Below are 25,346 nucleotides of genomic sequence, written 5' to 3'. Positions count from 1 at the left end.
CACCATAGTTGCGGCGATCTTGAGGTTTCGCGGCAGAGCTGTGACACAAGCTGTCACCAGGCGGGGCGAATGGGGCCCTTCGGTCCGAGTGCCGCCAGATCCCCGACCAGCGCGCTGAATCGTTCCGGCCCGAGCAGGTCGCGATAAGGCTGGACGGCCTGCGCGGCGGCCGCGTCGGCGGCGCGGGTGCAGGCCCAGCCGTGTTCGGTCAGACGCAGCAGCCGGGCGCGGGCGTCGGTGGGGTGCGCGGTGCGCTCGACGTAGCCCTTGCGGACCAGCTCGTCGACGAGCTGCGCGGCCGCCTGCTTGGTCACGCCCAGGTGCTCGGCGAGGTCGGCGGCGGTGGCGCCGCCCTGGGAGATCCGCGCGAAGGCGAAGCCGTGGGTGGGGCGCAGATCGGCGAAGCCGGCATCGAGCACGCGCTGGTGGATGCCCTGGACGAGTTCCCCCGCGAGGGCGAGGACCAGGGCGGCGAAGGCGAGGGCGTCATCGGCGTCGGACATGGGTTGACCTTACCGCAGTAGACAAGTAGCTTGTCCATGTAGACAAGGTGCTTGTCCATCTCTGGAGAGGTCGATCCTGCCATGCCCTTCATTCGCAGCACGGAAGCCCAGGTCCACGAGATCCACGGGGTCCGCTTCTTCGGCTACGCCAACCCCGCTTCGGGCAGCAAGGAGATCTGTGCCTGGCGCGGCGAGATCCCGGCCGACACGGCCGGCGTGGCCCATACGATCACCAAGGAGGAGATCCTCTACCTGCTGGACGGCCGACTCCGCTTCACCCTCGACGGAGAGCAGGCGGAACTCGTCGCGGGCGACGTCCTGCTCGCCAATCCGGGCAGCACCCTCCGCGTCGACAACGAGAGCGACGAGCCTGCCAGGATCTGGACCACCACCTCGATCGGCCTCGAGGCCGTCATGGCCGACGGCTCCCGGTTCGCCCCGCCGTGGGCGAACTGAGACTCCGTCGTCCTGCTGGCCGCCGTAGGCGGACTTGATCCGGGCGAACACATCTCGGGCTCGATCACGCCCCCAGGGCCAGCTTGACGCTCTCCTCGATGGCGACCACGATCTCCGCGAGCGGGGCCGCGCCGGCCACGAGGGCGGCGAGCCGGGCGAGCCACTTGGAGACCCGGCCGCGGTCCGGTGCCTTCGCTGCCAGCTCCTCGACCAGTTCGCCTGCGGCCATGGCCGCTTGGGCCTGCTCCGCGGGCTGGGAGGCGAGGGCGTTGCCGCTGTCGGCGAGCAGGCGGACCAGCTCGGCCGCGCGCTCGCGGGCCGCGGTGAGCGCCGCGCCCCCGCCCGAACCGCCGTGCACGATGGTGACCTTGTTGCCGGTGCCCGCGCTGATCACGGAGTCGCTGATGGTTCCGCCGCTGATCGAGACGCCCTTGTTGACGTTCCCCTGCGGCCCGTCCGTGCCGTCCACGCGGCCCCCGTTCGTCTCGGTCACTTCTTCTTGCTCCTCTCGGGCTTCGCTCCGGCCTGCTTGACGACCGTGTTGCCCTCACCGGCCACGATCGTGCCGGTCATCGCCCCGCCGGTCATCAGGATGCCGGAGTTGTAGACGGCGGTCCGGCGTTCCAGCAGGTCGGAGACGTCGACACCGCGCTCGGCCAAGGTCGTGGCCAGGAAGTCCAGCGTGCGCAGGTGAATCTGCCGGGAGATGCGGGCCACGTCGACCCGCTGGAAGTAGTTGCGGTAGTTCGGTCCGGAGGCCAGGTCCCGCAGACTCATTCGCGCTCCGTAGTCGAAGCCGAGATCGCTCTTGATGGCGGAGCGCAGCTGTTCGTGGCGACGGACGCGCCGGCTCGGTGCGCGCAGGGCGCGGTAGACCCGGAAGGGCGCACCCAGGAGCGCCTGGAACGCGGCCGCGACCGCCTGCGCGCCCAGCACCGAGTCATCGCCGCCCACCTGGCCCGCGGGCAGGTAGGAGGACTCCGGCGCGGGCTGTTCCACGACCGTGTCGGCGACCCGGAAGGCGTCTTTGACCGGGGGCAGCAGCAGGGTCGTCGACTCCAGGTAGAGCGTGCCCGCGCTCACGGTGACCTGCAGATAGACCGAGAGCACCAGATCCGTGCCCCAGGCGGCGACCTGGCTGCGCAGGCAGTGTCGGATCGGACCGCGGTGGTGGCCGCGGTAGCGCCGGACCAGTTCGGGGTCGATCGCGTGACTGGGTCTGCCCTGCTCCTCCGGCAGCACGGCCCGGGTGAGTCCGGTGCGCTCGACCTCCGGCTGACGCAGCACGGTGCCGTCGACGAAGAGCTTCTCGCTGACCGTGAGTTCCTCGATGCCGTCGAGTGAGCCCGCGGTCTCGGCGCGCAGCGCGGTCAACTGCGTCAGCAGGCCGTCCACGAGTTCGGCGGCGGTCGGTACCGTCCACGGCGTGGCCTGGGCGGGAATCTCGCCGACCAGGTTCCTGGTGGGTGTGAGCCGCGTCGTGGTGGACCAGGAGTCGAGTTCCACGCCCGAGCCGATGAACGGCGAATAGCCGCTGTAGACGGTGATGTTGCCGTCCGTCGCCGGGGCTTCGGGGCGACCTTTCGCGGGCCGCGCGGCGAAACCCTTGCCCGTCAGCTCCCGGCTGACGGTGTGCCAGGCGATCGTCCGCTCGTTCCAGACGATGGTCCAGGGCAGCAGGACCAGCAGCGGGATGCCGAGGATCAGTGCGGGCGCCAGGTCAGGGAACCAGACCCACGGCCTGGGCAGCGGCTGCGTGAACAAGGCGACCATGATCAGCACGACCACCGACGCGATCAGCCGTGCCACCGCGCCGACCACCACTTTGGTCCGAGAGGTGCTGGTACGCCCGGTGGCCTCGTCCTTGATCCGGTTCGGCCGCGGGTCCAGCGTCGGGGCTCCGGCGAGGAAGGCCAGCGCCACCCACATCACCAGCGTGACAGCTGGCTGCAGCACCAGGGAGACCATCAGGCAGGCGGTGAGCCGCTGGTCCCGCTCGGTCAGCCGGGTGAGGGCGCCTCGCGCATGCTGCTTCACCAGCTCGATGTTGACGCCGTAGGCGGGCGCATAGGCCCGGTGCGGCTCGTCCTCGAACTCTTCGATCACCTTGCGGGCGAAGTCCTCGTCGAGGTGCGCGCCCGCGCAGAGGTGTCGGGTGGCCTGCTCGGTCTCCTCGACGAGTAATGCGACGCCGCCTGCGTCGCCCGTGTCGGTCGCGTTCGTCAACTGTCCACCGCCGCAGAGAAGGAACTCCTGAGACTTGTCGTGACCAGAGTGCCACGGGTGGCACGCCGTGTGTACATGATCAGTCAAAAACGGACGCCGCACGCCTCGAAGGCCCGGCGCGGCCCATCCCCTCCTGGATGTGTGGGCCGCGCCAGGCCTTCGAGGCGGAGATTGCTACGCCCGCACCCCGTAGGCCGCACGCAGGCGGTCCTGCGCGGCCGGGCCGCCGCCCAGTTCCGCTGCGGCCAGGTGGTCGAGGCCCAGGAGGGCCGCGCCGACCACCGGCGGGGTGGTGACGACTCGCGGCGTCGCCAACGGTGCCGAGGCGGCGAGGCGGGCCAGGACCGCGTTCATCAGCAGGGGCTGACGAGCCGCCAGAACGCCGCCGCCGAGGACCACGTCGGCGGGGGAGTCCAGCAGGTCCAGACGGCGCAGGGCCACGGTCGCCAGGGTGGCGATCTCCTCCGCCTGGCGCTCCACCAGCGCCACCGCCACCGGATCGCCCGCCTCCGCGCAGCGGAAGAGGACCCGGACCAGCTCGTGCAGTCGGCCGTCGGCGATCTGGCCCAGATGGATCGCCTCCGCCACCGCGCTCGCGCTCACGAGCCCGAAGTGCTCGGCGACCGCGGCCGCCAGCGCGGTGGGCGCGCCACGGCCGTCCTCGGCGCGGCTGGAGGCCCACATGACCTCCAGCGAGATGCCCCCGCCGCCACCCCAGTCGCCGGTGATCTGGCCGAGCGCGGGGAATCGCGCCGTGCGGCCGTCCGGCAGCAGGCCGACGCAGTTGATCCCCGCGCCGCAGACCACCGCGACCCCGCGCGGCGCGTCCGTGCCCGCGCGCAGCAGCGCGAAGGTGTCGTTGGCGACGACCGTCGTGCGCGACCAGCCGCGCGCGGCGATCGCCTGTTGCAGCGCGCGCTCCTCGACCGGCAGATCCGCGTTGGCCAGGCACGCCGAGACGTGCGTGACCAGCGGGCCCTGTCCGCCGCGGACGTCGAACCCGGCCTCCCCGGCGGCCGCGGCCACCAGTTCGGCCAGCTCGTCGATCGACGCGTCGGGGCCGATCTCGTACGGCCGGAAGCCGCCGCCACGGGCGCGGCCGAGGACGGAACCCGTCGCGGTCACCAGGGCCACGTCCGTCTTGCTGTTACCCGCGTCGATCGCGAGCACGCCCGCGACCAACTCGGTCCCCACCGCGCCGACGGTGCCGGTGCCGATCGGGTTCCCCACCTCCTCGTCCCAGTCGGAACTGGGTTCAGAACCGGGGTCGGAGTCGGGATCGGACTGTTCTGCGGTCATGAAGGTCGTCACGCCCATGCCAGGTGCTCGCGGTTGTGCGCGATCAGACGGTCCGTCAACTGATCCGCCAAGTCGATCTGGCCGACCAGCGGGTGGGCCAGCAGGGCCTGGAAGACCCGGTCGCGCCCTCCCCTCAGCGCCGCGTCCAGCGCGAGCTGCTCGTAGCCGGTGACGTGCGCGATCAAGCCGGCGTAGAGCGGCTCGACGGCCGGGACAGGCAGCGGGCGCGCACCGGTCGCGTCCACGAGCGCGGGGACCTCGATCACCGCATCGTCCGGCAGGAACGGCAGGGTGCCGTCGTTGAGAACGTTCACGACCTGCTCGCTGGGCGCACCGCCCTGCGTGCCGAGCAGCGAGGCGACCAGCTGCACCGCCGCCTCGGAGTAGAAGGCGCCGCCGCGTTGGCCGAGCAGCTCGGGCTTCTCGTCCAGCAGCGGGTTCGCGTACATGTCCAGCAGTTCGCGCTCGATCGCCGCGACCTGCGAGGCCCGCGAGCCCTGCACCTTCAGCTCCTCGACGACCGCGTCGTGCTGGTAGAAGTAGCGCAGGTAGTACGAGGGCACGACGCCCAACTGCCGCACCAGCGACAGCGGCAGGTGCAGGTCCTCGGCGATTGCGGTGCCGTGTCCGGCGATCAGGTCGGGCAACACGTCCTTGCCGTCCAGGCGGACGCCGCGCTCCCACGTCAGGTGGTTCAGGCCGACGTGGTCCAGTTGCACCCGCTCCGGCGCGACGCCCAGCATCCCGGCGAACTTGCGCTGGAAGCCGATCGCCACGTTGCAGAGACCGACGGCCTTGTGACCCTCCGTCAGCAGCGCGCGGGTGACGATGCCGACCGGGTTGGTGAAGTCGACGATCCACGCGTCCGGGTTGGCCCGGCGCACCCGCTCGGCGATGTCCAGCACGACCGGTACGGTCCGCAGCGCCTTGGCGAGCCCGCCGGCTCCCGTCGTCTCCTGGCCGACGCAGCCGCACTCCAGCGGCCAGGTCTCGTCCTGGTCGCGTGCGGCCTGGCCGCCCACCCTGAGCTGCAGCAGCACCGCGTCCGCGCCCTGGACGGAGGCGTCCAGATCGGTGGAGGTGGTGATCGTGCCCGGGTGGCCCTGCTTGGCGAAGATCCGGCGGGCCAGCCCGCCGACCAGCTCCAGCCGTTCGGCAGCCGGGTCCACCAGAACCAGCTCGCCGATCGGCAGGCTGTCGCGGAGTCTGGCGAAGCCGTCGATCAGCTCCGGCGTGTACGTCGAGCCGCCCCCGACGACGACCAGCTTGAGGCTCATCAGCCCTTGACTCCTGTCAGTGTGACGCCCTCGATGAAGGCCTTCTGTGCGAAGAAGAACACGATGATCACGGGCGCCATCACCAGCAGGGTGGCGGCCATGGTCAGGTTCCAGTTGGTGTGGTGCGCGCCGTGGAAGGACTGCAGTCCGTAGGAGAGCGTCCAGGCGGCGGGGTTGTCCGAGGCGTAGATCTGCGGGCCGAAGTAGTCGTTCCAGCAGTAGAAGAACTGGAAGAGCGCGACGGCGGAGATGGCCGGCTTCGCCATCGGCAGCACGACCTTGAGCAGCGTGCGCAGCTCGCCGCAGCCGTCGACCTTGGCCGCGTCCAGGTACTCCTTGGGGATGGTCAGCAGGAACTGGCGCAGCAGGAAGATGGAGAAGGCGTCACCGAAGGCCATCGGGATGATCAGCGGCCAGAGCGTGCCGTCCATGTTCATCTGCTTGGCCCAGAACAGGTACATCGGGATGATGATCACCTGCGGCGGCAGCATCATCATCGAGATGACCAGCATCATCGCCAGCCGGCGGCCGGGGAAGCGGAACTTCGCCAGCGCGTAGGCGACCGGGACGGAGGAGACGACCGTCAGCAGCGTGCCGAGCACGGCGTACTCGGCGGTGTTCTTCCACCAGGTGCCGAAGCCGGGGACGTCGAAGATCGCCTTGTAGTTGCTCCAGACCCAGTGCGTGGGCCAGTAGTTGCTGCTCAGCGCCTGGTCGTCGCTCATCACCGAGGTGAGGAAGAGGAAGACGAACGGCAGCACGAAGATCAGTGCGATCGCGATGCCGATCGAGTGGACCGCGATCCACTCGAGCGTCTTGCGCCGCTTGGCCTTGCGGAAGGCGATCGCCGAGCTGTTCGGCACGCCCTTGTTGGCGCGCGCGGGCTTCGTGGTGAGACCGCCGCTGTCAGTGGTGCTTGCTACGTTGCTCATGGGTGGGAGTCCTTCCTAGTCCTCAGCCATGAGGCCGGAGCGGCGGCGCATCAGCAGCGAGGTGCACGCCATGGCGATCAGGAACAGCAGGATCGAGACGACGCAGGCCGCGCCGTAGTCGAAGCGCTGGAAGCCGATGTTGTAGACGAGCTGGGGCAGGGTCCAGGTCGAGCCGTTCGGGTAGCCCGGCTCGAACTGCTGGCCGGAGCCGCCGATCTGGCCGGAGGCCACCTGCCCGGCCACGATGGCCTGGGTGTAGTACTGCAGCGTCTGGATCACGCCCGTGATCACGGCGAACATGATGATTGGCATGATGTTGGGGAGCGTGACGTAGCGCCAGCGGTGCCAGGCGTTGGCCCCGTCCAGCGACGCGGCCTCGTACTGCTCGGCGGGCACGTCCAACAGCGCGGCCATGAAGATCACCATCAGGTCGCCGATGCCCCAGAGCGAGAGCAGCACCAGCGAGGGCTTGGACCAGTTCGGGTCGTTGAACCAGCCCGGCGGGTGGGCGATGCCCAGGTCGGCCAGGTAGTGGTTGACCGGCCCCGTGCCCGGATTGAAGAGGAACGCGAAGGCGATCGTCGCCGCCACCGGCGGGGCCAGGTAGGGCAGGTAGAACGCGGTGCGAAAGAAGCCGGCGCCGGTCTTGATCTTCGTGATCAGCATGCCGATGCCGATGCCGAAGACGGTCCGCAGGGTCACCATCACCAGCACCAGCCAGACGGTGTTGCGCACCGACTGCCAGAAGAAGGGGAACTTGGTGATGACGTAGTCGTAGTTCCTGAGGCCCACGAAGGACGGCGGGTTGAAGCCGTCGTAGTGCGTGAGCGAGAAGTAGACGGTGGCGACCAGCGGATAGGCGAAGAAGACGCCGAAGCCGATCAGCCAGGGGGAGAGGAAGCCGGCGGCGGTCGCCAGCTCCTTGCGCCGCTTGCGACGCAGCGCGGGTGCGAGAGACATGTCGGTCACCGCCAGAGGAGTGGGGGAGCGGGACCGGGCCCGGCCGCGGTGGCCGGGCCCGGTGGGGGCTTACTGCGCCTGCGCCAGGTCGGCGTCGATCTGGGCGGCGGTCGACTTCAGCGCCGCGTTCAGGTCGGTCACCTGGCCGGACTCGTACTTGTAGCCCAGGTTCTGGAAGGTCACCAGGTAGGCGCCGCCGTTGGGCGTGGCAGGGGTGGTGTTGCTGTTCGGGTTGGCCGCGACGTCCAGGAAGGTCTGGAAGGCGGCGCTGTGGTCCAGCGTCGGGTCCTTGAGCGCGGCGTAGGTGCTCGGCACGTTGGAGATCGCGTTGGCGAAGGAGACGAGCGCCTTGGTGTCCGTGGTGAGGAACTTGAGGAACTCCCAGGCGGCGGCCTGCTTCTTGCTGGTGCCCGCCAGGCCGATGATGGTGCCGGTCTGGTAGCCCTTGCCGTAGGTCGCGACCTGGTCGTCGGCTACCGGGAGCGGCGCGGTGGCGTAGTTGATCTTCGAGGCGTCGCTCTTGATGCTGCTCACGCGCCACTCGCCGTCCATCGACATGGCCAGCTGGCCGGTCTCGAACGGGTTCTTGGCGCTGAACTCGTCACCGAACGTGGTGCGGAACTTGTCCAGCTGCTTGTAGCCGCCGAGCAGGTCGGTCAGCTTCTTCTGCTCCTTCAGCGCGTTCGCGAAGGCCGGGTCGGTGGTGAGGGCGGACTTGCCGTCCGAGCCGAACCAGCCGGTGGGGCCGAACTGCGCCGCGTAGTGCTCGGTCGTGGTCTCGTAGCCGTGGTACAGCGGCATGAAGCCGAGCTGCGAGTAGCTGCCGCCGCTGGACTTGGTGAGCTTGACGGCGTCCTGCTCGAACTCGGTCCAGGTCTTCGGCGCGTTCGCGATGCCGGCCGCCTTGAACATGTCGGTGTTGTAGTAGAGACCGTAGGCGTCGCCCAGCAGCGGCAGGGCGCACTGGTTGCCCTTGTAGTTGGTGTAGTCGAGCATCGCCTTGGAGAAGGTCTTCGTCTTGTCGATGCCGTCCTTCTGCAGGAACGGGTCGAGGTTCACCCACTCGTGGCTGTTGCAGAACTGGCCGACGTTGTTGGTGGTGAAGGAGGAGACGACATCGGGGGCGTTCGCCCCGCCCGCCCGCAGCGCCTGGTTGATCTTGTCGTCGGTGACGTTGGAGACAGCGTGCACCTTGATGTTCGGGTGCGAGGCCTCGAACGCGGCGATGTTGTCGTTGATCGCCTTGAGCTCGTTCGGCTGGCTCCAGCCGTGCCAGAAGGTGATGGTGACGGGGGCGCTGCTGCTGCCGGTGTTGCCCGCGCTGCCGCCGCTCTGGCCGGTGCAGGCGGCGGCGGTCAGCGCGAGCGAGGCGGCGACGGCGAGGGCGGCGGCGGTGCGGCGGCCTCTGCGGTGCGTTGACTGAACGGTCGACACGGGTTCTCCAGTGGGGTTCGGACCAGTTTCGAAGGGCGCTGTCGAGGTGCACTGAGCTACGGGCGCGGCGCAGTGCTTGCCGGTCCGTTGCCGTTCATGGGGGTGCGGTTGGTTGGTCTGGAGGTGTTGCTGGATCAGTGGTGCTGGTTCAGCGGTGCTGGATCAGTGGGTGGAGAAGACCTGTTCCCTGGCTGTCGCCAGCGCGGTCTGCAGTGCGCCGATGACGACGGGTGATCCGGCCAGCTCGCTGAGCAGCAGGCGTGGTCGGGGCACGGCCAGTCCTGTCAACTCCTCCTGCACCAGCGCCCGCAGGGCCTCGCCGCCGGCGCGTGGCACCGAGCCGCTGAGGAGGACCAGCTCCGGGTCAACCACCGCCACGATCGCGGCGAGGCCGGTGGCCATCCGCTCGGCCAGCGTCCGCAGGAACGCGTCCGCGCCGCGCTCGACGGCCTCGGCGACGACGGCTTTCGCGGTCCCCCCGCTCAGACCGTGCTCGCGGGCGAGGGCCAGCACGGCGGGAGCACCGGCCAACTCCTGGAAGCCGCCGGAGTTCTCCACCTCGAGGTGGACGTTCTTGATCAGCGGCGCGCCCGGCATCGGCATGTAGCCGACCTCGCCCGCGCCGCCCGTGTGGCCCCGGTGCATCCGGCCGCCGAGGACGAGGGCGGCACCGATGCCCTCCTCGACCCAGAGCAGCACGAAGTCCCGGACGCCCTGCGCCAGTCCGACCCGCTGCTCGGCGACGGCGGCCAGATTGACGTCGTTCTCCATGGCGACCGGCAAGCGCAGCGCGTCGGTCAAGTCGTCGACCAGCCGCGGCGCGTGCCAGCCCAGCAGATGGGCGGCGTAGCGGAGCTCGCCGGTCGCCGGGTCGAGCGCGCCCGGCGTGCCGATGACGATCTGCCGCAGCGCGCCGCGGTCCAGACCGGCGGCGGCGGTGGCCGTGTCCAGCGCCATGGTGATCTGGGCGAGGGCCTCGCCCGGGTTGCCCTCCGGCAGCGGCAGGCGGTGCTCGGTGACGATGCCGCCGGTGATGTCGGCGATGGCGACCCGGATCCGGCTCGGGTTCACGTCCAGGCCGGCGACGTAGGCGGCGCGCGGGTTGATCTCGTACAGCTGCGCGCCGGGCCCCGGCCGTCCGGCGGTCGTCCCGACGGGCACGACCAGCCCGGCGCTCTCCAGTCGGGCCAGCAACTGCGAGGCGGTCGGCTTCGACAGCCCGGTCAGCGTGCCGAGCTGGCTGCGGGACAGGGGCCCCTGCTCCAGCAGCAGCTCCAGCGCTGCCCGGTCGTTGATCGCACGCAGCAGGCTCGGAGTGCCGGGCTGCGAGGGGTTGCCGGTGCCGGTCGACATGGCGTTCAATCACTCTCCTCGCGTGGGTGCCCAGCACCCTAGTGGGTGCGGATTGGCTGAACTATTAGGAAACTTTCCTATTGGTTGGCAGGAACGTACGGCTGCACCCGCGCAGATGTCAATGCCCCGGGAACGGCTCGGTCTCCTTGGAGACCGAAGCGTTATCCGGGGCGCTGGATGGTGCAACTACCTCGCTTGCCGACGTGCTAGTGCTGGTTCGGGTCGTCCAGGCCCGGGATCGGCGCTGTCGCGCGGGACTGTGCGCTGTTGGGGTCGCCGAGGGCCGAGGGCGCCGACATGTCCGGGCCGCCAGGCCCACTGCGGGGCGCGGGGACGTCCCCGACCTGCGGGGTCGGGCCGAGGTGGACGCCGGCCGCCTCCAGGGCGATCTTGAGGCGGCGGCGCAGCTCGCGCGCCACGCCCAGCGCCTTGCCAGGCATCACCTTCGCCGAGACGTGCAGGATCATCGCGTCGGCGGCCAGCGAGTCGACGCCCAGGACCTTCACCGGCTCCGTCGGCTCCCACAGCTGCTCGGCCCAGCGCTCCTCCTTCGCCATCTCCTCGGCCGCCGCGAGGATCACCTGCTCGACCGCGTCGATGTTCTCGTGGTAGCCGAGCGGGATCTCCACGTTCGCCGTGGCCCAGCCCTGGCTCAGGTTGGCGATCCGCTTGACCTCGCCGTTGCGGATGTACCAGATCTCGCCGCTCAGGCCGCGCAGCTTGGTGACCCGCAGGCCGACCTCCAGCACCGTCCCGGTGGCCACGCCGGTGTCGATCTGGTCGCCGACGCCGTACTGGTCCTCAATGATCATGAAGACGCCGGAGAGGAAGTCCGTCACCAGGTTCCGCGCGCCGAAACCGATTGCCACACCCGCCACACCCGCGCTCGCCAGCAGCGGGGCCAGGTTGATTCCGAGGACCGGCAGGATCGTGATCGCGGCCGTGCCGAGGATCAGGAAGGACGCGACGCTGCGCAGCACGGACCCCATCGCCTGTGACCGCTGCCGCCGCCGCTCCGCGTTGGCGAGCAGGCCCGTGAGCAGGGCGCTGTGCGCCGCGGTGTGGTGCATGTGCGACATCCGGGCGACCAGCTTGTCGATCAGCCGGACCACGACCGCCCGCACGATCAGGGCGATCACCGCGATGAAGAGGATGCGGATCCCACTGGTGACCCACCCCTGCCAGTGCGCGCTGACGTAGCTCACAGCCTGGTTCGCCTCGTGGATCGTGCTCGAGGCGGGAGTCGGAGTGGGCGTCGGGGCGGGGGTGCTGGGGGTATGGCTGGCCATCGCCCCAGACTACCGAGACCGGAGGACGAATCCACAAGCCGCGAGGTCCCCTGAAACGCTTCCCGCTGACCGTCCGTTACTGGGCTTGACCTGCGGTGACCGTGGGCATGATGGCGGTGTGGGCTTCCGGTGTGGGGGAGCACACACCCGGTCGGACCTCAGGTCATGGTGGCGCCCCGGCACCTTCGGCGGCGACACTGTCAGGAGATCACCCCGTCCGGGTGATCGGTCGTCCCGGCGCGAGCCACGCGCCGTAGGCGGAAAGGGAGGCCCTCGTGCCGCATGTTCTGGTCCTGAACGCGTCCTACGAGCCATTGGGCGTCGTGCCACTACGACGCGCCCTGGTCCTCGTCCTCGACAAGAAGGCTGTGAGCCTTGAGGAGACCGGGGTTCTATTGCACAGCGCGACCAGCGCCATATCGGCGCCGTCCGTCGTCCGACTGACCCGTTTCGTGCGGGTCCCTTTTCGCGGGCCCGTCCCGCTCACCCGGCGGGCGCTGTTCGCCCGCGACGGTGGGCGCTGCGTGTACTGCGGTGGCGTCGCAACCAGCGTCGACCACGTGGTGCCGCGCAGCCGGGGCGGCCAGCACGCGTGGGACAACGTGGTGGCGGCCTGCCGCCGCTGCAACCACGTGAAGGCGGACCGGCACCTCTCCGAGATCGGGTGGCGCATGAAGCGGACACCGGCCCCACCGACGGGGCTGGCCTGGCGCATCATCGGCACGGGCCACCGCGACCCGCGGTGGCGCCCGTATCTGGAGCCGTACGGCACGGCGGAGGAGCTCTCGCACCTCTCGCCATCGCATCATGCCATGGCATCGGCCCCGGCCGAGCTCAGCGCGTAATCGCGCGAGGCTCGCCGGGGCTTTCTGCTTTTGGCTCCAGACTCGGCGCATGGGGGAGTTGCACCTCCAGGGGCGCGGGGAACTGCGCGAGAAACCACCCTGTGCGGATGGCCCTGCGCGTTGAGGACCATCCGCATGCCAGTGGCTTGTCGCGCAGTTCCCCGCGCCCCTGGTGGTGCAGCGGACCTCTCGTCGTGACCCGTCGCGCCCAAGCGGCGGAGCCGCGAATCAGTCGAGCCCCGCGCCCCTGAGGAGGCGCAACCGGCCGACTGCTCGAACGTCAAGGTGTCGGCGAAGCGGACGGCGAAGCCGTCGCCGGTGGGGTGGCCGGGGGAGTCGCAGGGGGTGTTGCCGGAGGCGTGGGCGCGCCGGTCACGGCGTAGAGCTCCAGGCCGTAGAGGGAGTACCCGAAGCGCGTCGCGCGGGAGACCCCCTGCATGCGGACGTACTGCGCGTTCACCGCGCCGAAGCGGACCGTCTCGTCGCCGCCGCGGCCGCTGTCCACCGTCGCCACGGTCGTCCAGGTCTGACCGTCCGTCGAGGTCTGGATCTGGTAGCGCGCCGCGTACGCGTCCTGCCAGTGCAGGACGACCTCGCCCAGCGTCGCCGGCGTCGCAAGCTTCAGCTGGACCCACGCGTCGTCCTGCGCCGGGGACGACCACCGCGTCGTCGGATCGCCGTCGTTGACGTTCGACGCAGGGAAGTCCGCTGTCTCGTCGCCCGACGAGCTCGCCGTCGCGGTGAGCGCCAGGTCCGGGCCGCCCGTGCGCGGGTAGACGTGCACTGTGACGTCCTGCGTCGCGACCCGCCCGCCGACCGTGAAGACGACGTGCGCCGGGTAGACGCCCGTCGGGGTGTTCGCCGCCGCGGCGAAGGAGAGCGGGACGCCCGCCTGGCCCCCGCGCGGCAGCGCGACCGCGCCGGTGCCGGTCACTGTCACGCCCTTCGCCGTCGCGGGCAGCTGCGCGGTGACCGTGCCCGTCGCGCCGCCGACGCCCTGGGCCTGGAGCACGCCCGGCAGGGTCACCGCGGTGCCGCCCGCCTGGAGGTCGATGCTCTGACGGCCGAGCTGGAGCGTCGCGGGCGGGGTGTCCGCGAACCAGGGGACGATCTGGTAGACGACCGGCGCCTGCGCGCCGTCCGCCCAGACCAGACGGATCTGGTCCACCTTGAGTTTCGGATCGGTCGCGAGCTCGGTGTAGCCGCCGCCCGCGAGCGCGCCCGCCCGGGTCCAGCCCTTCTCCTGACTGTGCACCTCCACCCAGCCCGGCGCGTGCACCCGGCCGTCGGCCAGCACCACGACGCGGTTGAGCGGGCGGGTCTGACCCAGTGCCACCGTCAGTGCGTCGCCCGGCTGCGGGGCGGCGGCCGCGCGGTACGGAGAGTCGAGGGAGCCGTCGACGACGTTCGAGACCGGCGAACCGTCCAGCGCCGCCGGGCCGGTCGCGGTCATCGCGGTGGCGTCGGGCGCGGTGACGCTGAAGCTGCGGACGGCGACGGCGTTGTCCTGGGTGCTCGTCGCGCGCAGGCGCAGGTAGCGGGCGACCGTGCCGGCCGGGAGCGTCGCGTCGATCTCGCGCTGCCCGTGGTAGCTCGCGACCCGCTGCCAGCCGCCGTCGTCGGTCGCGTACTCCAGCACCGCGTCATGCAGGTAGTCGCCCTCGGCGACATCACCCGCTGGGCCGCCCATCAGGATGTGGACCTCCCGGACCGGCGTCGCGCTGCCGAGGTCGACCCCGACGCTGTCGCCGGACTGCGGCGGCGCGCTGGACCAGTAGTAGCTGTTCGGATCGGCGTCGACCATCAACGCGGGGTCGTGGTCCTGGGCGGTGCCCATCGTGCTCGTCGCCGTCAGCTGGTTGCCGTCGACGCCCGCCCAGCTGTCCGAGGCCTTGAGCGCGCGCTGGAGGAAAGGGTCGAGCACGCCCGCGCCGATGGTGACGCCCGAGTCGGCGAGCTGTTCCAGCTGCTGACGCAGGGCCACCCGCTGGTCCCAGGCCGCCGCGCCGCTCCCGGCACGCTGCGCGGCGAGCATGTCGACCGCGGCCTGGCCGGCACGGCCGTAGCGGGTGAGCTGGTCGAGCCAGGAGGAGTCCTCGGCGAGCAGCTGTCCGCCGTCGACCCCCGCGAGGTTGTCAGTGGCGTGTGCCATCGTGGTGAACGCGGCACGGAGCTGTGCGGCGGCCTGGGCGCGGGCGGCCGTCGCGGCCTGGTCCGTGGCGTCCGGTCGGGGGGACGCCGGTTCGAACGCGGCCCAGAAGGCGGCGAGCAGCGGCCGCACATAGGCGGATTCCTGCTGGCCGAGCGGGGAGGAGACGCTGTTGCCGGCCAGCGCGGCGAGTGCGGCCTGCGCCGCCCGGACGTCGGGCGCGCTGCCCGCCAGGTCGGCGACGGCGGCCTGCCAGGACGCCTGCGGCTGGTAGCCCGAGGGGTTCCAGGCGAAGTCGGCCGAGGTGAAGAGCGGGATGCGCGAGGCGACGGGCTGCTGCATGGCGTTGACCAGCAGCCCCGCCGCGCCGGTGCTGAGCGAGGCGTCGCGGCCCTGGTACGCGCCGAGGTAGAGGCGGTCCTGTGCGGAGTCGTTGACGGGGTAGTTGTCCTGGGTCACCAGTGGGTGCGCCAGGACCTGCTGGGCCGCCGTCAGGTCCGAGCCGGTGATCGTCGCGGGCTGCACGCCCACGCCGGTCCACGCGATCCGCACCTGCGGGTTCAGCGCCTTGGCCAGCGCTGTGCGGTAGGGGGTCGCGCCGCTGCGGTAGTACTCGCTGGGCAGCACGGTCAGCGCGTCCGCGTCCGGGTGCTTCGCGAGGAAGCGCCGCAGCACGACGTCGACGAGGTCGGCCTGCGCGCGGGCCGCGGCGGCCGGGCCGTGGCCGTAGGCGCTCGCGTCGGCCGAGCAGTGCCAGTGGGAGAAGGTGCTCTCGGAGAAGTCCAGCTGGAACGAGCGGAAACCGAGCGCCCACAGCTCCTCGGCCTTGGCGATCAGCGCGTCCTGGTCCTTGCCGGAGGTGAAGCACAGCGAGTCGCCGAGGGAGAGCGAGTAGCCGAGCGTGACGTGCTCCGACGCTGCCCGCCGGCCCAGCGCGCCCAGCTCCGCCTGCTGGTCGGCGGGGTAGGGCTCGCGCCACTGGGTGCCCCGGTAGGGGTCGTCGCCCGGCGCGTAGAGGAAGTAGTTCTGCTTGGTCCGGCCGAGGAAGTCGACCATCTCCATGGCCTGCTGCGCGGTCCAGGGGGTGCCGTAGAAGCCCTCGGTGACGCCGCGCCTGGGGGCGGCGGGCCAGTCCTGGACGACGACGCCGGGCAGCGTGCCGCCGCTGCCGAGCAGCTGCCGGAAGGACTGCACCGCGTGGTAGGTGCCCTCCGCGTCGACGCCCGCGAGCACCGCGACCCCGGCCTTGCCCGCCGTGGTCGTCCCTGCTGCCAGCACGTATCCGCCCGCCGGCAGGCCGATCGGCGAGGGCGCCGCCTCGGCCGCGCTCCCGAGTGAGCGCAGCGCGCGGTCCGTCCCGCCGCCCGCGCCCTCGGTCAGGCCGCCGAGGTAGACAGTGAGCACGCCCGGCTGCGGATCGGCCTCGGGCGAGACGGTGTCGACCCGCTGTACGCCCGCCGTCGCGAGCGCGGCCTGGAGTGCGGCGAGCGCGCCGGGGTCGGCCTGCGGTGCGACGGCGAGCGCGACGCGCGACGGCTTGGCCACGGCCGTTCCCTGCGCCCGCTCGCGCTGTGGTCGGGGGTAGATCGCGGGGCCGGAGGCGTCCGCCCCGCTGGTCGTCGTCGTGGGGTCGCCCGGCGTGGTCTCGGTGTCGGCGAGCACCTGCGTCACGGCGTGGGGCGCGGTGTCGTTCGCGCCGGCTGGCGTGGCCCCGGCGACCAGCCCGCTGCCGACGACGGCGGCCACGGTGAACGCCGCGCTCGCCCGCAGGGCGGCGCTTCGCGTGCGCACCTGAGTGGTGAGCGCCAGCAGCGGAGCGGTGCCCTTGAGCTGGGCGATCAGCCGGTCCGCCGTCTCCGGTGCGAGGCGGCGCGCGGTACGGGCCGCGCTCCGGCGCGCGGTCAGCGCGGGTGCGGAGCCGAGCAGCTGGCGCAGCGTCTGGTGCTCCGCCACGGTCCGACGCAGGCTGCTGCCGAGCGCCGCGACGATGCCGTCGGCGGCCGGTGCGGGCCGGTGGTCCACGGGGACTCCTGCTGCCTGGTCGGATACGAACGTCGTTCACGGGACCGTGCCCGCGCAATGAGCGAGGGCGCGGGGAAATGTCCGACACATCACCGCAAAGGGTGATCTCTCGTGCAGTTCCTCACGCCCCCGAAGTGCACGGCCGCAGCCAGAGCTTGCGTCCGAACGGCCCAAGCCCACCATCCCTGCCCTTTGCATGTCAATGCACGGGCGTGTCCCCACAATGCACCCCCGGCCACACGCACGGACGCCCGCGACCACCCCGATGGCCGGTGTCGGAGCCCCCACCGGATGGGTAGGTGGATAGCGCCCGTCCCCGCTCCGGGGCGGGTCCAGGCCGCCTCGGGCGCGGGCCCGGGCCGGGCCCGGAGCGGACGCGGGATCAGACCGCCCCGACAGCTCGTCCCCCCGCGCCGGCCCCGTCAGCACGACCGCACATGACATCGACCGTCCACTCACTCGTCACCGACTGCCCCCCGCGAGGAGATTCCGTGGCTGCCGCCGCTCATCGTCCGTCCCCCGCCGCAGCAGGGGGGTTGCAGACGCTCGCCCATGCCTACGGCGTGGACACCGAGTTCGAGGGGCGGGCCGTCGCGCCGGACACGCTGGTCGCCGTCCTCGCCGCGATGGGCGTGGACGCCGGGACCACCGCGGCGGCGGAGGACGCGCTGGCCGGCCTGCACGCCCGGCGCGCGCAGCGCCTGCTGCCGCGGGCGATCGTGGTGCGCGCCGGGCGCGGCCAGGAGGTGCCGCTGCCCGGAGCCGCCGAAGCCTGGGTGGAGCTGGAGGGCGGAGGCAGCGTCACCGTCGGCACGCCCTTTCCGCGCGGGGCGCACCAGGGTGAGACGGGGGAGACCCGGCCGCTGCCCGGCGACCTGCCGGTCGGTCGGCACACGCTCTGCGCGCGGCTCGGCGACCGCCTCTCCGCCGCCGCGCCGCTGCTGGTCGCCCCGAACCGGCTGGCCGGACCGGCCGAACGGAGTTGGGGCTTCCTGGTCCAGCTCTACTCGCTGCTGGGCGAGCACTCCTGGGGCATGGGCGACCTCGGCGACCTGGCCGAGCTCGCGCTCTGGTCCGGCCACACACTCGGCGCGGGCTTCGTCCAGGTCAACCCGCTGCACGCGGGCATGCCGCCGGGGCCCGACGGCACCTCGGACCCCTCCCCCTACCGGCCGTCCTCCCGCCGCTTCGCCGATCCCGTGCACCTGCGCGTCGAGGCCGTTCCCGAGTATCCGTACCTGACCCCGGAGGCCCGCGAGCGCGTCCAGGATGCCGCCCGTCGTGGCGCGCGGCTACGCGAGGGCGTGCTGATCGACGAGGCGCTGATCGACCGCGACGCCGTCTGGGCGGCCAAGCGCGAGGCGCTGGAGGTGCTCCACGCGGTCCCGCGCGGCGTCGGCCGCGAGGCGGACTACCAGGCCTTCCTGCGGCGCGAGGGCGACGGCCTGCTCCAGTACGCGACCTGGTGCGCGCTCGCGGAGGTTCACGGCCCGGCCTGGCGGAGCTGGCCCGGCGGTCTGCGCGACCCCGGCAGCGCGGCCGTCCTGCGCGCCCGCGCGGAGCTGGCGCACCGGGTCGACTTCCACCGCTGGCTCGCCTGGCTCGTGGACGAACAGCTCGGCGCGGCCCAGGACGCGGCGCGCGCGGCCGGGATGCCGCTGGGGCTGATCCACGACCTCGCCGTCGGCGTCCACCCGGACGGCGCGGACGCCTGGGCACTGCAGCACTGCCTGGCCGAAGGCATCAGCGCGGGCGCGCCGCCGGACGCCTTCAACGCGCACGGCCAGGACTGGGCCCTCCCCCCGTGGCGGCCCGACGCGCTCGCCGACGCCGGCTACGCGCCCTTCGCGGACCTGCTGCGGGCCAACCTGCGGCACGCGGGCGGCTTGCGCGTGGACCACGTGATGGGTCTCTTCCGGCTCTGGTGGGTGCCGGAGGGCCGGCCGCCGACGGAGGGCGCCTACGTCCGCTACGACCACGAGGCGATGCTGGGCGTCCTCGCACTGGAGGCGCAGCGTGCGGGCGCGGTCGTGATCGGCGAGGACCTGGGCACGGTCGAGCCCGGTGTACGCGAGGAGTTGGCCTCGCGCGGGGTGCTCGGCACCTCCGTGCTCTGGTTCGAGCGCGACTGGTCCGAGAAGGGCGGCGGCTCCCCGCTCCCGCCCGAGCGCTGGCGCGAGGACTGCCTGGCGACGCTGACCACGCACGACCTGCCCAGCACGGCGGCCCGCCTCAGCGGCGAGCACGTCGAGCTGCGGCACCGCCTCGGCCTGCTGGACCGCCCGCTGGCGGAGGAGCAGGCCGAGGACGAGGCCGAACGCGAGGAGTGGCTCGGCGAGTTGGCCCGCGAAGGCCTGATGACCGTGCCCCCCTACGGCGAGGGCCCGGCCGCCGACCTGCTCGAACCGCCGGACGGCCGCCACCTTCCCGAGGCCGTCGCGGCCCTGCACACGTACCTGCTGCGCACCCCGGCCAAGCTGGTCGGCGTCTGGCTCCCCGACGTCCTCGGCGACCCCCGCCCGCAGAACCTGCCGGGAACCTCGAACGAGTACCCCAACTGGCGCCTCCCGATCGCCGACGCGGAGGGCAAGCCCGCCACGCTGGAACGCCTGGCGGCGGCTGAACGCACGGCCGAGCTGGGAGCGGTCCTGCGGGCGGAGTGAGCCTGTGCCGGACTTCGCGTTCCAGTTGCGGAGCAGAACTGACATGACGTCAATCCTTTAACCAACGCGGCTACATGCTGCGCGTGTCCGTCGCCCGCCGCGCGCCGTCACCCTGTTGCCGTCCGTGTCGCCGTTGGTTCAGGAGACCTTCATGGCCCGTTCCGCGCAGCTCCGTTTCCTGCAAGGCCTCGCCGCCGACCACGCCGCCGCGCAGCGGCTCGGGCTACCGGTGGACGAATACCGCGACCTGCGGGACTCCGCCCTGGCGGACCCCGAAGGGCCGTCCCGCCGGGTGCTCCTGCGCCGCGCTGCGGCCGTTGGCCTGGGTGCGGCAGCCGTCAGCCTCGGAGCGGGGGTGCGCCCCGCCCGCGCCGACACGGTCGCGACGACCGTCCCCGTGGCGAAGGCCACCCCGGGCTCGCCGCGCATCGCGATCATCGGCGCAGGCATCTCCGGCCTGAACGCCGCGCTCACTCTCGCCGACAAGGGCGTCGCGAGCACGGTCTACGAGGCCAACCCGCACCGGATCGGCGGTCGGATGTACTCCCAGGGCTCGCCCGCCAACCCCGGCTACTGGGCCCAGGGCCAGGTGTCGGAATGGGGCGGCGAGCTCATCGATACCGGCCACCACACCATCCTCGACCTCTGCCAGCGATTCGGCCTCGCCACCACCGCCGTCCGCCACGTGTACGGCTCGCAGGCCGACCAGATCCTCTGGTTCCAGGGCGGCTACTACGCGCGCTCCCAGGCGGACCTCGACTTCAAGCCCGTCTGGCAGAACATCCAGAGCGACGTCAACGCGGGTAACGGCTACTCGCCGACCTGGAACAACCACACCGCCTACAACGTCACGCTCGACCACATGTCCGTCCGCGACTGGATCAACACCCGTGTCCCCGGCGGCTACGCGAGCAAGCTGGGCGCCTTCCTCGACGTCGCCTACAACGTCGAGTACGGCTCGGACACCCCCAACCAGTCCACCTACGCGCTGCTCACCCTCCTCGCCTGGCAGGTGAATCCGGGCAGCTTCAACATCTGGGGCGGCTCCGACGAGCGGTACCACATCGCCGGCGGCAACGACCAGGTCCCGCACGCCGTCGCGGCCGCGCTGCCGGCCGGCAGCGTCCAGCAGGGCTACACGCTCGAGGCGATCGTCCGCAACAGCGACGGCACCCAGACTCTCACCTTCGCCCTCGACGGCGGCGGCACCGCGACCGTCGTCGCCGACCACACCGTCCTCACCGTGCCGCTGCCGATCCTCCAGCAGCGCATCGACCTGTCCCGGGCCGGACTGGACCCGATGATGCAGGGCGTGCTGAGCCACATGACGATGGGCATGTGCACCAAGCTCAACATGCAGTTCACCTCCCGCCCCTGGGCCTACACCGGCCCCTGGCCGGGGGTCTCCAACGGCGAGATGTTCACCGACCAGGCCATTCAGCAGACCTGGGACGTGACCCGAGGCCAGGCGGGCAGCAGCGGCATCCTGGTCCAGTTCGGTAGCGGCAGCCTCGCTGCCGGGCTCAATCCGCCCGCGCCCTTCACCGACAGTTCGGTCAGTTACACCAACACGCTCGCCAAGAAGTATCTCGCCCAGATCGAAACGGTCTTCCCCGGCACCACTGCCGCCTGGACCGGCAAGGCCACCCTCTCCGACTGGCCCAGCAACCCGTACTCCCTCGGCGCCTACTCCTGCTGGCCCGTCGGCTACGTCACCTCGTACGCCGGCTACGAAGGCACCGCGCAGGGCAACCTGCATTTCGCCGGCGAACACACCGCGTACAACTTCCAGGGCTACATGGAGGGCGGCGCACTGGAGGGCCAGCGCGCGGCGAACGAGGTGCTGACCGCCATCGGCAAGTGACCCCGGCGGGCCGAGCAGGCGTCAGCCCCCACCGCCCTGCGGGCGACGGGGGCTGACGGAACGCCGGTTGACGACCGTGCGCGTGGGCTACTTCTCGCCCGCCGCGCGGTCCGCGGCCTGGGCGCGCAGCGCGCGCTCGATGCCGGAGCGGGACTCGACCACCATGCGGCGCAGCGCCGGGGCCGGGTCGTTCGCCGCGAGCCAGGCGTCCGTCGTGTCCAGGGTCTCCTGGGAGACCTGGATCGACGGGTACAGACCGACGATGATCTGCTGGCCCATCTCGTGCGAGCGCTGTTCGAAGATGCCCTTGATCGCGGCGAAGTACTTCTCCGTGTACGGGGCCAGCAGGTCCTGCTGACCCATCTGCACGAAGCCGGCGATCACGGCTTCCTGCACGGTGTTGGTCAGCGTCTCCGCCTCCACCACCGAGGCCCACGCGGCGGCCTTGGCTTCCGCCGTCGGGCGGGACGCGCGGCAGGTCGCCGCGTGGGCCTCACCGGCAGCGGTCGCGTCGCGGCCGAGCTCGTCGACGACCGCCGTCTCGTCCGCGACGGCCGTCGCGGACAGGCGCTCCAGCAGCGTCCAGCGCAGCTCCGTGTCGACGGCCAGGCCCTCGATCTCGACCGAGCCGTCCAGCAGCCCGGAGAGCAGCGCCAGGTGGTCCTCGCTCGCCGCCGACGCGGCGAAAGCCCGCGCCCACGCCAGCTGGTGGTCGCTGCTCGGCGCCGAGGCGCGCAGCAGCTCCTCGGCCGCGGCGGCCAGCCGGGCACGGCCGGTGACTCGCCACTCGGGCGCGGCGTACAGCTCGACGGCCAGCTTGACCTGACGCTGCAGTGACTGCACCACGCCGATGTCCGACTCCCGGCCGACGCCGTGCAGCACCAGCTCCAGGTAGTCGCGGGTGGCCATCTCGCCGTCGCGGGTCATGTCCCAGGCGGCCGCCCAGCACAGCGCACGCGGCAGCGACTCGGTGAAGTCGGCGATGTGCGCGGTGACGTTGGCCAGCGACACCTCGTCCAGGCGGATCTTCGCGTAGGAGAGGTCGTCGTCGTTGAGCAACACCACGGCCGGACGGTCCCGGCCGATCAGCTCCGGCACCTCGGTGAGCTCGGCGGCGGCGATGTCCAGCTCGATCCGCTCGACCCGCGTCAGCGCGCCGCCCTCGACCTCGTACAGGCCGATCGCGATGCGGTGCGGACGCAGCACGGCCTCGCCGCGCGCGCCGGCGGGCAGGGCCGGGGCCTCCTGGCGGACAGCGAAGGAGGTGATGACGCCGTCGGCGTCCACCTCGATCTCCGGGCGCAGGACGTTGATGCCGGCCGTCTCCAGCCACGCCTTCGACCAGACCTTGAGGTCACGGCCGGAGGTCTCCTCCAGCGCGCCCAGCAGGTCGGACAGGCGGGTGTTGCCCCAGGCGTGGCGCTTGAAGTAGGCGCGGACACCGGCGAAGAAGGCGTCCTGGCCGACGTAGGCGACCAGCTGCTTGAGGACCGACGCGCCCTTGGCGTAGGTGATCCCGTCGAAGTTGACCTGCACGTCCTCCAGGTCGTTGATCTCCGCCATGATCGGGTGCGTGGACGGCAGCTGGTCCTGGCGGTAGGCCCAGGTCTTCATCTGGTTGGCGAACGTCGTCCAGATGTGCGGCCAGCGGGTGCCGACGGCCTCGGCCTGGCAGACGGTCTCCGCGAAGGTCGCGAAGGACTCGTTCAGCCACAGGTCGTTCCACCACTCCATGGTGACCAGGTCGCCGAACCACATGTGCGCGAGCTCGTGCAGGATGGTCGTGGCGCGGCCCTCGTAGGCGGCGTCGGTGACCTTGGAGCGGAAGACGTACTGGTCGCGGATGGTGACCGCGCCCGCGTTCTCCATCGCGCCGGCGTTGAACTCCGGCACGAAGAGCTGGTCGTACTTGCTGAACGGGTAGGGGAAGTCGAACTTCTCCTGGAAGTAGTCGAAGCCCTGACGCGTCACATCGAAGATGTGGTCCGCGTCGAGGAACTGCGCCAGCGACGGACGGCAGTAGACCCCGAGCGGCACGCGCTGCTGGCCGTCGGCGCTGACGTACTCGTCGAAGACGCCGTGGTACGGACCGGCGATCAGCGCGGTGATGTACGTCGACATGCGCGGCGTGACCGGGAAGCGGTGCAGCTCGGTGCCCTCGACGGAGCCCTTCTCGGGCTCGGGGGAGACCTCGTTGCTGATGACCTTCCAGCCGGTCGGCGCGGTCACGTCGAACTGGAACGTCGCCTTGAGGTCGGGCTGCTCGAATGAGGCGAAGACGCGGCGCGCGTCCGGGACCTCGAACTGCGTGTAGAGGTAGGTCAGCTGGTCGACCGGGTCGACGAAGCGGTGCAGTCCCTCGCCGGAGCTGCTGTACGCGCAGTCGGCGACGACGCGGAGCTCGTTCTCGGCGGCCAGGGCGGGCAGTGCGATCCGGCTGTCGGCGAAGACCTCGGCCGGGTCGAGGGCGGTGCCGTTGAGCGTCACCTCGTGCACGGTCGGGGCCACGAGATCGATGAAGCTGGACGCCCCCGGCGTGGTGGCGGTGAAGCGCACCACGGTGGTGGAACGGAACGTGCCTCCTTCCGGCGCCGCGCTCAGGTCGAGCTCGATCTGGTAGGCGTCCACGTGGAGGAGCGCGGCCCGGGTACGGGCTTCCTCACGGGTCAGGTTGGTGCCAGGCACGCTGCGTGACTCCTTTGTCGACTTGGTCTTCCTCGGCATCTTTGCACGTTCCGGTCGGCTGCCCCTGCCCATTACCGCCCATTGCCCGGGGCGACTGTGGCGGTGCCGTCGCGCGGTTGACTACTGTGTCGGGCCGTACATGTGTATGAACGGGGAGGGGATTCACGTGGACGGCTTCCGTACGCCGCCGGCCGGCGACTTCGCGTCCTACGAGGCGCTGCTCGGTCACCAGGGCGAGCACTTCGGGGCGCTGGCCTCCTGGAGCACCGGACAGTGCGCCAACAGCTCGGGCCTGGACGGCCTGCTGCTGCCGCTGCAGGCGCTGGTGCCAGAGGTCTCGCAGTTCTTCGACGGGAAGCTCGCCCAGTGCGGGCGTGGAATGCACCTGGTCGGCGACAAGATCAACCAGACCAGCGCGGAGTACACCAGCACCGACCACGGCGTCGCGGGCGACATGCGCTCGCTCTACCCGTCGGCGTTCTCGGGCTTCCCGAGCATCGCCTCGATCCCGGGCGCGAGCTCCCTGGGTAACTTCCAGGACGCGGGCGTCGACCTCAAGGAGCCGGCGGACGCGAACGAGACGACCTCGAAGGCGATCCACCTGCAGGTCATGGCTCTGAGGGGTCACTCCGACCTGAAGATGGCGAACACCCTGTTCCAGTGGTGCACCGGCCAGAACCTCTTCGAGCTGCTGCTGCATCCGCTTTTCGGCGAGTTCGGCCGGCTCAGCTACCTCAGCCACGCCTACGACCAACTCGGCGATGCCGTCTACACGGTGGCCGGAACGCTGCGCAAGGGCACCTGGAAGCTCGGCAGCGAGTGGGTCGGCCAGACCGGCACCAACTTCGACCAGTACCTGTTCCAGTGGAGCATGGGCATCGGCGGCGTGGGCGATGCGGCGAAGGTCACCGCGAAGGCCTTCAAGGTCGCGTACGAGGCGATGATCCCGCTGGTGCACCAGGCGCTGAAGGAGATCGCCGATCTGGTCGAGACCGAGATCGCCGCCCTGGCACGCCAGTTCGTGGAGATGGCCGCCGGGACCGCGGCGATAGAGGCGGCAGGCCTCGGCCCCGAGGACCCGCTCGCGGATGTCGCCGCGCTGATCTGGGACGTGACCCGGCTGATGAAGATCTACAAGATCGTGAAGCGCATCATCACCGCGATCGTGGTCATCCAGGCGATCTACGAGCAGATCCGCAAGCTCGTCGACGCGATCGGACCCGCGATCGACTACGTGGTAAAGCAGGTCAACTCCCCGATGCCGACCATGGGCAGCCTGGTCAACGATGTCGAGCAGCGGGGCTTCGAGTTCGAGAAGGACGGCTTCTGGTCGTCCACGGCGGGGTCGGCGCGCATCGCGATGCTGCCCGCGGCCTGAGAGGGAGGAAC

17 protein-coding genes are annotated in these 25,346 nt (G+C 71.3%); 5 read left to right on the top strand and 12 right to left on the bottom strand.

Annotation, left to right across the window (positions count from 1 at the left end; all coding sequences use genetic code 11):
* Positions 1-53 precede the first annotated feature (53 nt).
* Positions 54-503 (bottom strand): MarR family winged helix-turn-helix transcriptional regulator, encoded by a 450-nt coding sequence (locus ABIA32_RS08820; protein ID WP_370093366.1) that lies wholly within the window; start codon positions 501-503, stop codon positions 54-56.
* 81 nt (positions 504-584) lie between these two features.
* Between ABIA32_RS08820 and ABIA32_RS08815 the strand changes: the two genes are divergently transcribed.
* Positions 585-959 (top strand): cupin domain-containing protein, encoded by a 375-nt coding sequence (locus ABIA32_RS08815; protein WP_370093365.1) that lies wholly within the window; start codon positions 585-587, stop codon positions 957-959.
* 64 nt (positions 960-1,023) lie between these two features.
* Here the strand turns inward: ABIA32_RS08815 and ABIA32_RS08810 are convergent, their stop codons facing one another.
* From ABIA32_RS08810 to ABIA32_RS08770, 9 genes are all read right to left on the bottom strand, one after another.
* A complete protein-coding gene (locus ABIA32_RS08810) occupies positions 1,024-1,452 on the bottom strand; it encodes a hypothetical protein (protein ID WP_370093363.1) in 429 nt (142 codons plus the stop codon).
* Positions 1,449-3,185 (bottom strand): hypothetical protein, encoded by a 1,737-nt coding sequence (locus ABIA32_RS08805; protein ID WP_370093362.1) that lies wholly within the window; start codon positions 3,183-3,185, stop codon positions 1,449-1,451. Before ABIA32_RS08805 ends, ABIA32_RS08810 begins: the two co-directional genes overlap by 4 nt.
* 174 nt (positions 3,186-3,359) lie before the next feature.
* Entirely contained in the window at positions 3,360-4,484 is a 1,125-nt protein-coding gene (locus tag ABIA32_RS08800; RefSeq protein ID WP_370093361.1) for an N-acetylglucosamine kinase, read from the bottom strand.
* An 8-nt stretch (positions 4,485-4,492) separates the two neighbouring features.
* The gene (locus ABIA32_RS08795) at positions 4,493-5,761 is read right to left on the bottom strand and encodes a 6-phospho-beta-glucosidase (RefSeq protein WP_370093360.1); all 1,269 of its coding nucleotides are present in this window, start codon (positions 5,759-5,761) and stop codon (positions 4,493-4,495) included.
* Positions 5,761-6,693, bottom strand: a complete 933-nt coding sequence (locus ABIA32_RS08790) for a carbohydrate ABC transporter permease (RefSeq protein ID WP_370093359.1) — start codon at positions 6,691-6,693, stop codon at positions 5,761-5,763. The genes ABIA32_RS08795 and ABIA32_RS08790 overlap by 1 nt, the downstream gene beginning before the upstream one ends.
* A 15-nt stretch (positions 6,694-6,708) precedes the next feature.
* Positions 6,709-7,653 carry a carbohydrate ABC transporter permease gene (locus tag ABIA32_RS08785; RefSeq protein ID WP_370093357.1) on the bottom strand — a complete coding sequence of 315 codons (945 nt, stop codon included), beginning with the start codon at positions 7,651-7,653 and terminating at the stop codon, positions 6,709-6,711.
* A gap of 69 nt (positions 7,654-7,722) precedes the next feature.
* Positions 7,723-9,087 carry an ABC transporter substrate-binding protein gene (locus ABIA32_RS08780; RefSeq protein ID WP_370093356.1) on the bottom strand — a complete coding sequence of 455 codons (1,365 nt, stop codon included), beginning with the start codon at positions 9,085-9,087 and terminating at the stop codon, positions 7,723-7,725.
* 162 nt (positions 9,088-9,249) lie between these two features.
* Positions 9,250-10,440 (bottom strand): ROK family transcriptional regulator, encoded by a 1,191-nt coding sequence (locus ABIA32_RS08775; protein ID WP_370093355.1) that lies wholly within the window; start codon positions 10,438-10,440, stop codon positions 9,250-9,252.
* Between the two features lie 206 nt (positions 10,441-10,646).
* A complete protein-coding gene (locus ABIA32_RS08770) occupies positions 10,647-11,729 on the bottom strand; it encodes a mechanosensitive ion channel family protein (protein WP_370093354.1) in 1,083 nt (360 codons plus the stop codon).
* Between the two features lie 275 nt (positions 11,730-12,004).
* On the opposite strand from ABIA32_RS08770, the gene ABIA32_RS08765 reads away from it, so the two are divergent.
* On the top strand, positions 12,005-12,574 hold the full coding sequence (locus tag ABIA32_RS08765; RefSeq protein WP_370093352.1) for an HNH endonuclease: 570 nt from the start codon (positions 12,005-12,007) through the stop codon (positions 12,572-12,574).
* Positions 12,575-12,854: 280 nt separating this feature from the next.
* On the opposite strand, the gene ABIA32_RS08760 is transcribed toward ABIA32_RS08765, so the two are convergent.
* Positions 12,855-16,745: a beta-N-acetylglucosaminidase domain-containing protein gene (locus ABIA32_RS08760; protein WP_370093351.1), complete on the bottom strand. Its 3,891-nt coding sequence runs from the start codon at positions 16,743-16,745 to the stop codon at positions 12,855-12,857.
* A 437-nt stretch (positions 16,746-17,182) separates the two neighbouring features.
* Between ABIA32_RS08760 and malQ the strand changes: the two genes are divergently transcribed.
* Both malQ and ABIA32_RS08750 read left to right on the top strand, forming a co-directional pair.
* Positions 17,183-19,408: a 4-alpha-glucanotransferase gene (gene malQ, locus ABIA32_RS08755; protein WP_370093349.1), complete on the top strand. Its 2,226-nt coding sequence runs from the start codon at positions 17,183-17,185 to the stop codon at positions 19,406-19,408.
* Between the two features lie 151 nt (positions 19,409-19,559).
* The gene (locus tag ABIA32_RS08750; protein WP_370093348.1) at positions 19,560-21,272 is read left to right on the top strand and encodes a flavin monoamine oxidase family protein; all 1,713 of its coding nucleotides are present in this window, start codon (positions 19,560-19,562) and stop codon (positions 21,270-21,272) included.
* An 87-nt stretch (positions 21,273-21,359) separates the two neighbouring features.
* On the opposite strand, the gene pepN is transcribed toward ABIA32_RS08750, so the two are convergent.
* Positions 21,360-23,957: an aminopeptidase N gene (gene pepN, locus ABIA32_RS08745; protein WP_370093346.1), complete on the bottom strand. Its 2,598-nt coding sequence runs from the start codon at positions 23,955-23,957 to the stop codon at positions 21,360-21,362.
* A gap of 166 nt (positions 23,958-24,123) precedes the next feature.
* Here pepN and ABIA32_RS08740 point away from each other — a divergent pair, with 166 nt between their 5' ends.
* A complete protein-coding gene (locus ABIA32_RS08740) occupies positions 24,124-25,335 on the top strand; it encodes a hypothetical protein (RefSeq protein WP_370093345.1) in 1,212 nt (403 codons plus the stop codon).
* Positions 25,336-25,346: the final 11 nt, after the last annotated feature.

This window comes from Streptacidiphilus sp. MAP12-20, assembly GCF_041262525.1.
Taxonomy (GTDB): domain Bacteria; phylum Actinomycetota; class Actinomycetes; order Streptomycetales; family Streptomycetaceae; genus Streptacidiphilus.
Note: the sequence above shows the minus strand (reverse complement) of the source record. Positions and strands in the feature narration are given on the sequence as shown.